Origin of the sequence: Corynebacterium sp. HMSC05H05, assembly GCF_001807265.1 — a bacterium.
Taxonomy (GTDB): domain Bacteria; phylum Actinomycetota; class Actinomycetes; order Mycobacteriales; family Mycobacteriaceae; genus Corynebacterium.
In genome coordinates this window covers 101,047-112,499 of the sequence record NZ_KV788391.1, presented here as the reverse complement: position 1 = coordinate 112,499, position 11,453 = coordinate 101,047, and the positions used below count along the sequence as shown (strand labels likewise).

Genomic DNA, 11,453 nt, shown 5'->3' with positions numbered 1-11,453 from the left:
TAGTGCTACTTGCCGAAACGCTGCAAGAAAGCGGCCTCCGCCACCGCGATGCGCTCGATCTCCGTCGGATCCACGGATTCGTCCACGCCGTGGATGCCGCACATCGGCTCCTCCACGCCGTAGAGCGCGATCTCCGCATCCGGGAAGGTGTTCTGCAGCGTGATGGTCAGCGGGATCGAGCCGCCGGAGCCGACCACAGACAGCTTGTCTGCGCCGTAGGCCTCCTTGAGGCACTCACCGAGTGCGGCCACAGCACCTGCCGACGGATCCGTCGCAAAGGGCTCGTTGACGCCGCTGACCTCAACCTCGACCTTGGCACCCCACGGGGTGTGGGACTTGATGTGCTCCTCCATCTTCTGCGCGATCTCGGCGGCGCTCTGGCCGGCCGGCACGCGCAGGTTGAACTGGGCCTCCGCGCGGGCGTTCACCGCGTTCATCGCCTCAGCAACCGGGGTGGAGGTGAACCCGATCATGGTCACTGCCGGGCGGGCCCACACCAGGTCGGCCGGCTCATCGTCCGCGGTGCCGAGCAGCTGCACGCCCTCGAGCACGGTGGCGTCCTTGCGGAAGGACTCGCGGTCGTATGCGTCGCCGTCCCACTTCGTGGTGGTGTCCACGCCGTCGATCGTGGTGCGGCCGTGTTCGTCGAAAAGCGAGTTCGCAATGACCACGAGCGCGTGCGCGGCGTCCGGGGCGCCGCCGCCGTAGCTGCCGGAGTGGACCTGGTTCGCCAGCGTCTCCACCGTGACCTTCACCTGCGCGCCGCCGCGCAGCGAGGTGGTCAGCGTGGGCACGCCCACTGCCACGTTGCCGGAGTCGGCGATGAGGATCGCGTCCGCCTCGAAGACCTCCGGCTTTTCCACGATGAGCTTGCCCAGGCCGTCCTTGCCGCCGAGCTCCTCGGAGCCCTCGACCACAACCTTCAGGCCTAGGTCAGTGCCGCCGTTTTCCTCCAGCAGGCGCAGCGCCTCCAGGTGCATGGCCAGGTTGCCCTTGCAGTCTGCGGCGCCGCGGCCGTACCAGCGTCCGTTTCGCTCGGTCAGCTCGAACGGGCTGTTCGTCCAGGCGTCCGGGTTGTTCGCGGGGACGACATCGTAGTGGGAGTACAACAGCACCGTCGGCGCGCCGTTTTTGGGCTCACGCTTTGCGACGATCGTGTCCGCGTCATCCACAGTGGGGTAGCGAGTCACGTCCAGCCCCAGATCCTCCAGGGCCTTGACCGTCCAGGCGCAAGCGTCCTCGTGCTGGTCCGCCAGCTCAGGCGTGGAGTGCACCGAGTTGAAAGAGACGAGCTTGGACAGGTCGTTGAAGATGCGGTCGCGTTGGGGTGTGTAGTTCTGCGTAGTCATGGCACCACGCTAGCAGCGTTGGCGGGGCCGGTTTGGCGGTATTGGGGGGGGGCGGTGTTTGGCCGGACTTCGGCTGCAGGATGCTTACCCGGCTAGATGCTTACCCCAGGATGCTTATTGTTCGAGTAACCCTCGGCGTGCCAGCCCGCGCTACTCGAGAAGTAAGCATCCTGCAGTAAGCATCCTGGAACCGGTAAGCATCCTCGAACCGGTAAGCATCCTCGCCCCGGCACAACCACGCGCCCTTGCGTTCCTTGCACTCACCCCCGTCGAGTGCTAAAAATGTGGCTGGCACTCACGCAAACCGAGTGCCAATAAACGAACAAAGCGGGTGAGGCTGAGACCACTCGTCAGCCGTGCCGTCGCGGGCGCCTGCTTGCACCGACGACCTGAGTGATCGTCCACGAACGCCTATATACAAGGAGTGACACACTCGCATGGCAAAGATGATTGCATTCGACGAGGAAGCGCGCCGTGGCCTGGAAACCGGCCTGAACACGCTGGCTGACGCAGTAAAGGTCACGCTGGGCCCGAAGGGCCGCAACGTGGTGCTGGAGAAGTCCTGGGGCGCCCCGACCATCACCAACGACGGCGTGAGCATCGCTCGCGAGATCGACCTCGAGGACCCGTACGAGAAGATCGGCGCCGAGCTGGTCAAGGAAGTTGCGAAGAAGACTGACGACGTCGCTGGCGACGGCACCACCACCGCTACCGTGCTCGCTCAGGCGCTCGTGCGCGAGGGCCTGCGCAACGTTGCGGCTGGCTCCAACCCGATGGGCATCAAGCGCGGCATCCAGGCCGCCACCGACAAGGTGTCGAAGTACCTGCTGGACCAGGCCAAGGAAGTTGAGACCCAGGAGGAGATCGCTTCCACCGCCGGTATCTCCGCGTCCGACCCGGAGATCGGCAAGAAGATTGCCGAGGCGATGTACGCCGTGGGCAACGGTGCCGTGAACAAGGAATCCGTGATCACGGTTGAGGAGTCCAACACCTTCGGCGTGGACCTCGAGGTCACCGAGGGCATGCGCTTTGACAAGGGCTTCATCTCCGCATACTTCGCCACCGACATGGAGCGCGGCGAGGCTGTGCTGGAGGATCCGTACATCCTGCTGGTCTCCGGCAAGATCTCCAACGTCAAGGAGCTCGTGCCGGTGCTGGAGCAGGTCATGCAGTCCGGCAAGCCGCTGCTGATCATCGCCGAGGACGTCGAGGGTGAGGCCCTGTCCACCCTCGTGGTGAACAAGATCCGCGGCACCTTCAAGTCGGTTGCGGTGAAGGCGCCGGGCTTCGGTGATCGTCGCAAGGCGATGCTGCAGGACCTTGCGATCCTCACCGGCGGCCAGGTCATCTCCGAGGAGGTTGGCCTGTCCCTGGAGACCGCCGGCATCGAGCTGCTCGGCCAGGCCCGCAAGGTTGTGGTGACCAAGGACGAGACCACTATCGTCCAGGGCGCCGGCGAGCAGGCGCAGATCGACGGCCGCGTGAAGCAGATCCGCGCCGAGATCGACAACTCCGATTCCGAATACGACCGCGAGAAGCTGCAGGAGCGCCTGGCCAAGCTGGCCGGCGGCGTTGCGGTGATCAAGGTCGGCGCCGCCACCGAGGTGGAGCTGAAGGAGCAGAAGCTGCGCATCGAGGATGCTGTGCGCAACGCGAAGGCTGCCGTTGAGGAGGGCATCGTCGCCGGCGGTGGCGTGGCACTGCTGCAGGCTGCTAACGAGCTCGCCGACGACCTCGGCCTGGAGGGCGACGAGGCCACCGGCGTGAAGATCGTCCGCGAGGCCCTGTCCGCCCCGCTGAAGCAGATCGCTCTGAACGCTGGCCTGGAGCCGGGCGTGGTGGCCGACAAGGTTGCCAACCTCCCGGACGGCGAGGGCCTCAACGCCGCCACCGGCGAGTACGTGGACATGCTGTCCAGCGGCATCGCTGACCCGGCGAAGGTGACCCGCTCTGCGCTCCAGAACGCCGCGTCCATCGCCGCGCTGTTCCTCACCACTGAGGCTGTCGTGGCCGATAAGCCGGAGCCGGCTGGTGCGAACCCGGGCATGGACCCGGAAGCCATGGGCATGATGTAAATCAGCCTTAAGGTGTGAAAGCGCGTCCTTCGGGGCGCGCTTTTTTCTTGCCTATCGACGCCCCTCTGGCGCACCCCCGGAATGGTGTAAAAAGTCACGGAGGGGAGGAATTTTTGGCGTGTACAGATCGTCCGTGAAACCGGTTGAGTTACACGTTCGGCGGGATATTCAATTGGTGTTAACTTTCGATTTTCGGTCGAAGCAGGTTATCGGCTCAGTCGCGAAAAGGTTACGTTTCGGTGAACGTCTGCCAGCTTGAAGCTTCCTGTGTGGCGCAAATCTAGTTTTCAGAAAGCGCTTGACGTAGCTGGTTGATGTGGCAAAATTCCTCCTGTGACGCCCGTTGGGTGTCAGTACCTGTCAAGTTTTGCCAGACACACACTGGCACCTATCGAAAAGGGGAAATCAATGCCTTTCGATCTCAAGGCCATCCAGAAGCAGCTGAAGACCTTCAAGACCTTCTCCACCAACCTGGTGGACCTGTTCCAGAAGACCCCGAAGACCATCAAGGACTTCGCTGACAAGGTCTCCAAGTAAGCCTTCACCTCACTCGACACAAACTTTCTTTAAAGGAGAATCATCATGGAAGCATTGAACAACTGGGTTGCACTTTCCTCCGGTAACGGCGACAACGGTGTCACCCAGGTTCCGGGCGCTCTGCTCGACCTGCTCAAGAACCTCGGTGGCCTTGCTGGCAACATCGCTGAGCTGATCGGCCTGATCGCGTAACTGTAACGCGCATAGCCGAAGGTCTCGTCGCAAAGCGGCGGGGCCTTTTTTGCATATCCGGATACTTCTCCGGCATACCGTGCCCGCGCCGAATAGACTGGAAGACATGGCTGACAATAAAGACGACGAACTGCCGATGATCGACCTCGCCCAGACCGAGGGCTGGGTAGTGGACGACACCGACGAGGACGATCCGGTCCTGCTCATGCCGGACGGCACCGCCATCCAGACGTGGCGCGAGAACTACCCCTACGACGAGCGTCTGTCCCGCGACGATTACGAGAAGGAAAAGCGCGCCCTGCAGATTGAGCTGCTGAAGTGGCAGAACTGGACCAAGGACACCGGCCAGCGACACATCATCCTCTTCGAGGGCCGCGACGCAGCCGGCAAGGGCGGCACCATCAAGCGCTTTAATGAGCACCTCAACCCGCGTGGTGCGCGCACCGTGGCGCTGGAGAAACCGTCGCCGCGCGAGTCCACCTCTTGGTACTTCCAGCGCTACATCCAGCACTTCCCGTCGGCCGGCGAGATCGTCTTCTTTGACCGCTCTTGGTACAACCGCTCTGGCGTCGAGCGCGTCATGGGCTTCTGCACCGAATCCCAGCACGCCGAGTTCCTGCGCGAGGTGCCGATGCTGGAGAACATGATCCTCGGCTCCGGCATCTCCTTGACCAAGTTCTGGTTCTCCGTGACCCAGAAGGAGCAGCGCACCCGCTTCGCTATCCGTCAGGTGGACCCGGTGCGCCAGTGGAAGCTCTCGCCGATGGACCTAGCGTCCCTGGATAAGTGGGAGGACTACACCCGCGCCAAGGAAGAGCAGTTCCGCTACACGGATACGGACGAGTCGCCGTGGATCACCATTAAGTCCAACGACAAGAAGCGCGCCCGCCTCAATGCGATGCGCTACATCTTGTCCAAGTTCGAATACACGAACAAGGACCACGACGTCGTTGGCGAGCCGGATCCGCTGATTGTGAAGCGTGGCCGCGACCAGATCGGGGACTAGGGGCTTATCGCTTTTCGACGCTCGGCTGATTCCGTCAGCCGGGCGTTTTGCTGTCTATCCGTGGGGGGCGGCTGCCCAAAGGTTTCGAAGAGCGGATTTCGAAAACCATGGAAATTGGGCTGATCTTCGAAAGGTGGAACTCGAAATCTTTGGGGTGTTCAGCGGGTGGTGACGGAAAACACGTGGGCGATGGGACGCGTGCGAAGGGGGTCGTCCCCTCAAGGCAGAGCTCTGACGTGAGTTGCATAATCTCTTAACGTGCGGAAATGAGCTGCCCAGCCGAGGGGCTGGGAGAGGGCTGTGAAGAGCCGGCGTGTCCAACTTTTAAAATGCTGATTTCTCCGTGTTTTCATCTTCACGTTTCCCGCGTAGCATCCATGGCGTTATTGAAAAGTTCACAATGATCCGAGGATGCATGTCTCAGACTGGCCACCCCGCTTCCAGCCGCCGCCAGCATGGCGCCGCGGCTGTGTGGGCAGCGCTGTTCCTCGCCGCGATCTTGCTTGTCGCGGGCGTCGTGTCCCCGGGAGTGCAGCAGGCAGAAGCGCAAACTGCGTCGAGCGACGGCGTGAACTTCGGGGACTGCTCGTTCCGCAGAGGCACGGGAGTTGCCGAGACATGGGCCAACCAAATGTGCTGGCTGGATGTGTCGGACTTGACCACACCGGGCGCAAAGACGAAGAGGGTGGGCGATTACACCATCACCTTCAACCTCGGCATTGAAACGAGAAACACCAGCACCCAGTTCACCGCGAATTCCAACCCCAGCTGGTCTGGCACAGCATTTGCGAAAGCCGGCACGGGTTTCTTTGAGCGTTATCCGAGCTCGACGTCGCAGGACATCTTGCAGATGGAAGGGTCGGGTAGCCCCTTTGCCCGTTTCACTTTGTCGAACATTGTGGTGAAGCGAAACGGTGTTGTCGATCCGCTCGCGTCGTATCGCTTTGCGGTGGTGGACGGCGAGTCCACCGGTGCCGGCGGTGTCGGCGAAATGATCAGCGTCGACGGCGGGACCGTGGGCCAGCCGATCCGTCTCACCCCGCTGAACGCGAAGGATGCGTGCACCGGCGGCAGAAACTCGCAGTTCGGTCCTGGACCAGAACCACAAAACTGGGGCAGTATGTCCGACGGTCGCGACCGCGGTTTTGTCTGTTTCTCCCAGGCCACCGGCACCTACGGCACGTGGGTGGTGAGCGTGGACAACCCGAAGACGCTGCAGGTCAGCATGGGTTCCAACAGTGCCGGAACGCAGGGCGTGGCTATCGGCATCGCGCTGAGCCGCATCGCCTTCGACAAAGACGGCTCCGCCAAGGTGCAGGATGCGTTTGAGAAGGTGGCGGACCCCACGGAACGGACCGCCAGCTACTCGGCGTTTCTGCAGGACGGCTCCAACCGGACGACGCTGTCGACCCCGGCGGGCGGCTCCACCACGGCGCTTCGCCGCATCGGCTCCAACGGCGTTCCGCTGGACCAGCTGGGCTACACCTCCACGCTTAACCCGGCGGACCGCGCGTTCGTCCGCTACGACCCAGTGTGGAAGTGCACCCTCACCTCGGGCGGAACGAACAGCGAAACCTACCACATCCGCAAGGGGGCGGTGCCTACGGGCTACACGCTGACGGAAAACGCCCAGACCGGCACGTCGACGCTGCTGATCCCCGCGGCCGAAACCCGTGTCCCTAACTGCTCGGTCACTTGGGAATCCAGGTTCAAACCCGCCAAGCTCAACCTGGCAAAGACGGTGGATGGCAACGCCGCGAACTTCGCGGAAAACAGCTTGCAGAAGTACACGCTGCACTACAAGTGCACCGTGCCCGAAGGGTTCAAAGCTGCCTACCCCGACGTCAAGCTCGAAGACGACGTTGTTGTGGAAAAGGGGCGCTCCGCCAGCGTGGACAACCTGCCCCAGGGCAGCACCTGCACCATCACGGAGAAGGTCCCGGCGCCGCCTGCCGGAACGAAACTCACCCTGTCGTGGAACGGCACGGCTGCGCCGTCCGCTTCGGCACCGGTGACGGTCCAGCTGCCAACCACGGCGGCTGCTCCCACGGCTATCGGCTCGGCAAACGCCAACAACTCCTACACGTACACGCCGGGCAAGCTCGTCTTCAGCAAGACGATCGTCGGAGACCCGGTCACAGACGGCAAGGTTGGCGGGACCTACCGCTTCAACCTGACGTGCGCCGGGACCAACATCAGCCGAGAATTCACGCTGGATCTGACCCAGGCGAAGCCGTCCAACTCCGTCACCCTGGACAACATCCCGGTGGAGCGGGATTGCTCGATCACGCCGCTGACGGACCTCACCGAGGAGCAGCGAAAGACCATCGAGTTCACCGGCCGCGATGCCCAGCTCGCCGGCGCGCCGCTGAACCCGTCGGGCGCGGAGTACTACTTCACGCTCCACGAGGACGTCACGCCTGAGCTTCACTTCACCACGAGCTACGCCTACCTCACGTTCCCCCTGCACATCCGGAACCAGGTCAACGGTCTCGCCGCTGGCGATGCGGATGTGTCCAAGCTGTCCTACACGGTGCACTACAAGTGCGAGGTCGCTGGCCGCCCCGCGAAGGAGGGGACCGTCACACTAACCGGCTCCGACGGTGAAGCGGTTGTCGAGGGCGTGCCGGCCAACGCCGCGTGCAAGGTGTGGGAAGACGAACCGGGCGGAACCGCGAACACCAAGTTCATCGGTGCGCAGGTCAGCGCGTCCAGCGCCAGCGACCAAGTGACCACGCTGACCAACGCGCAAGCGAAAGACAAGGCGGTCCACACCATCCGGCAGGTCTCCGGCACAGACCGCAACCTGGTCACGGTGATCAACACCTTCGACCCGAAGCTGGGCAAGGTGCAGTTGAACAAGGTGGTCAACTCCACCGTCACCGGCAGACTTCCCAGCACGTACGCGTTCTCGTTCCGCTGCGGGACGCGCAACGTGGCCACCGGTGTGGCTGGGCAGTCCCGTTCCGTCGAGCTCACCGGCCGCGCAACCGTCGCGGCGAACGGCACCGTCACGCTCCAGGCGGACGACGCCGCGGCAAACGACCTCGGCGGCAACATGGGCGTGCCATACGGCAACACCTGCACCTTCACGGAGGACACCCCGCAGGTCGCGGGCGGCATCCTGTTCAGCACGGACGTGCAGAACGTCACTCCAACGATTTCCCAGGACACCACCACCGCCACGGTGACCAACACGTTCACGCCGGCGGGCAATGGACTGACGGTCAATTTGCGCACTGGTGGTCGGGCGACGCTGGCGCCATCGTCGTTAAGCTATGAGCTCACCTGCGACAACGGCTTCAGCGACACCTTCGACCTTGCCCCCGGCGGAAGCGCCGAGTTCACCGCCGGGCAGGTGCCGCAGGGCACGCAATGCACGCTCGCGGAACGCGGCGACAGCGCGACCCGCACCACGAAGGACGGGCGGCAGTACCCGATCAGCAACACCTCCGAGTACCTGTATGCCGCTGACACTGGCGGGAGCAAGGACGTGGGCGCCAACGGGCAGTTCACCATCGGCAAGCAGTCCACCATGGATGTGCACCACGAGTACGACCTGATCCAGGCACCGGTGCAGGGGACCAAGGAAGTGCGGTTCAACGACCCGGACAACCTGATCTCCAAGCCCCGCCGCGACATCAAGACCAACCGCGTGTTCCCCGTGACGTTGACGTGCACCAACCCGGACGGCACCGAAGGCCCGCGTCTGTCCACCACGGTGCAGCAGGGCCAAGAGCCCGGCGGCACGAAGGCTGCGGTCGGTTCCAGCTGCACCGCCACCGAAGGGGAAACCTCCACCGCGGTGGGCATCACGTTGGACAAGTCCGTGACTGTGGACGGCGCGCCGGTGGCCGGCGGCACGGCCGACTTCGTCGTCGGCGACGGCGGCACGACGCTGCTGTTCATCAACACATACTCCCGCCGAGTCACCCAGATCCAGCTGGACAAGGAAGCGATCCTTCCCACCGACAGCATCCGCACCCAGTACGCGAATGCCGGGAAGGACCTGCAGGACGCGCTGTACAACCACGCGTTCACCCTCGTGTGCCGCGACCCCGAGACGGGCGACACCGCGGTGCTGCAAGAGCAGCAGAAGTCCATCAAGGGTGAGGGCACTGCGCTTTTCGACGGCGTCCCGGTCGGCGCCGACTGCCAACTCACCGGCGATAAGTTCGGCTCCCTCGCCCTAGCGATGAACGACGGCCAGGACGACCTGAAGGCGTTCCTGCGCCCGGCCTTTGTGGACTGGGTTGTGGACCGCGAAGGCGGCAACGCGTACCCGGACCAGAAGCTGGACAACGGCACGACCACCTCGCCGGTATTCCTCACCGTGGACGACCCGGCCAACAACCATGTCCGCCTGGACAACCACTACGAGTACGAAACCTCCGCGGTGCGTCTGAGCAAGGACCTCGCCGGCGCGGCGGGCAACCTCGACGAAATCCCAGAGGACTACACCTTCAACTTCACGCTGCAGTGCAAGGCGATCGGCTATCAGACCAGCTCGGTGGGCGAGACCTCCTTCATCCCGGAGAAGCTGCGCCCGGAAGACGGCTACGTCATCCCGGCGAGCATCCGCAAGGGTGACTTCACCGACGGCGCGTTTGTCTCCGGCGAGGCGAAGGTGCCCGCCGGGTCGCTGTGCACGTTCAACGAGCAGGATGCGGAAAACGTGCCGGAGGCGCTGACCATCGCCCCGGAGCAGAAGATTGTGCGCGGCTACGCCCCCAATCCGGGCGAGACCGCACCGGCGGACCTCCACTTTGTGAACAAGGTGGAGCGACGCACCACCCCGGTGCGCCTGGCGGTGTTCAATTCCGGTTACTTCGCCGGCGCGGATGAGGCGGGCTACACCGCGCAGCTGCGTTGCGACGACCCCGCGAAGACCTCGGTGACCAGTCAGTTCCCGCTGACCGCCCTGTCAGGCTCGGAGATGCCCCGCACCTTTGAAGCCCCGGCGGGCGGACAGGTCGTGGACCTGCCAGTGGGCGCGAACTGCACGCTCGACCTCACCGGCAGCCCGGCGCTCGCCGCACGCGGCGAGCTCGAGGTGACAAATGGTGCGCGTACCCCGCTGGCGCAGTACGCCACGTGGGGGAGCGGCTCGCCCTCGTTGCCAACCGGATCCCTGTCCAACCTCGCCGCGGACGAGGTGAGCGACTCGGACAAGGTGTACTCGCACACCTTCGCCACCGCAGCGAACTTGCCGTCCGCGGAGACCGTCCTGACCGTCGGCGCGGACATCTACCATCCGCGCGCCCACTACGACGTCGCGTTCACCAAGACCGCCGCCGGGCCGAACTCCGGCACGTTCACGTTCCACCAGTCGTGCTCGGGTCACGGCGAAAAGTTCCAGCTGCGCGCCGGCGAAACCCACACCATCGCGGACGTTCCGGTCGACAGCGACTGCGCCGTGGACGAGCTCGACGACGGCAACCCGGACGCAGCATCGGTGTTCCAGGTGGTGTCCAACGGTGAATTGGTCACCCCGCTTGAAGGCGACACCGACTCGGTGGTGTTCACCGCACAGCCGGTCTCCGACCCGAAGGACCTCGCCCGCTCCGGCGACCGTTGGTCGCTCACCGCGAAGAACACCTTCCCAGGCCTGAGAGCACAGAAGCGTATCGACGGCACCCCGCTCGGCCAGCTGACCGGCGACGCCTTCGGCACCACGCTGCTGCGCCACGACGCGGCGTCCATGCGGATGACCTACACCGTGACCAACACCGGCGAATTCCCGCTGAAGGACTTCACGGTGACGGACCCCTCGCTCGCCGGCCTCGACGTCACCCGCGGCACGTCGGTCGTGCGCATCGGCGACGACGGTGTCGTCCCGCCAAGCATCTGCCCGACCACCGAGCTGGCCGCCGGCGAAGAGTTCTCGTGCACCTTCAACGTTTCCATCCCGGCGGGCGCCAACGAGACGTGGCGCTACCCGTCTGAAGGCGACGCCGCCGTGACGGTCTCCGCCACCGCGAACGCCGGCGGGGCGACCCAGACGGTGACGGCGAACGATGCGCAGGGGGCGTTGAAACCTTCGGCGTCGATAAGCATGTTGCTCCCCGAAACCGGTGAGCAGACCCTCGTCCTGTTCCTGCTGCTCGGCCTGGCGCTGTTCGGCTGGGGCGCCTGGCGGGTGAGCCGCCGCGACGAGCGCGCGGAAGGCGGTGAGCTCGTTGAGATGTAGAAAATTCGCCCGCTACAAGCGGACGGTGTACGGGCTCTCCTAAACCGGCACATGTAATTCCCAAAACCAACTCCACACACACCCCTCCAGAAAAGGAACTGCAA

Annotated in this window: 6 protein-coding genes; 5 read left to right on the top strand and 1 reads right to left on the bottom strand. The window is 64.1% G+C overall.

What is annotated here, in order from left to right; translation table 11 throughout:
* Positions 1-5: 5 nt before the first annotated feature.
* Positions 6-1,349 carry a dipeptidase gene (locus HMPREF3151_RS06450; RefSeq protein ID WP_070474748.1) on the bottom strand — a complete coding sequence of 448 codons (1,344 nt, stop codon included), beginning with the start codon at positions 1,347-1,349 and terminating at the stop codon, positions 6-8.
* Between the two features lie 437 nt (positions 1,350-1,786).
* Between HMPREF3151_RS06450 and groL the strand changes: the two genes are divergently transcribed.
* The 5 genes from groL (at position 1,787) to HMPREF3151_RS06435 (ending at position 11,349) form a co-directional block, all read left to right on the top strand.
* Positions 1,787-3,424, top strand: coding sequence for a chaperonin GroEL (gene groL, locus HMPREF3151_RS06445; protein WP_070474747.1), 1,638 nt, complete (start codon positions 1,787-1,789; stop codon positions 3,422-3,424).
* Between the two features lie 408 nt (positions 3,425-3,832).
* Complete coding sequence (locus tag HMPREF3151_RS12225) at positions 3,833-3,961, top strand: hypothetical protein (RefSeq protein WP_256365529.1); 129 nt, start codon at positions 3,833-3,835, stop codon at positions 3,959-3,961.
* Between the two features lie 45 nt (positions 3,962-4,006).
* On the top strand, positions 4,007-4,153 hold the full coding sequence (locus tag HMPREF3151_RS12015; protein ID WP_168160607.1) for a hypothetical protein: 147 nt from the start codon (positions 4,007-4,009) through the stop codon (positions 4,151-4,153).
* Positions 4,154-4,259: 106 nt separating this feature from the next.
* Positions 4,260-5,159 carry a polyphosphate kinase 2 gene (ppk2, locus tag HMPREF3151_RS06440; protein WP_070474746.1) on the top strand — a complete coding sequence of 300 codons (900 nt, stop codon included), beginning with the start codon at positions 4,260-4,262 and terminating at the stop codon, positions 5,157-5,159.
* 415 nt (positions 5,160-5,574) lie between these two features.
* Complete coding sequence (locus tag HMPREF3151_RS06435; RefSeq protein WP_141741347.1) at positions 5,575-11,349, top strand: DUF5979 domain-containing protein; 5,775 nt, start codon at positions 5,575-5,577, stop codon at positions 11,347-11,349.
* The last annotated feature ends 104 nt before the right edge of the window (positions 11,350-11,453 follow it).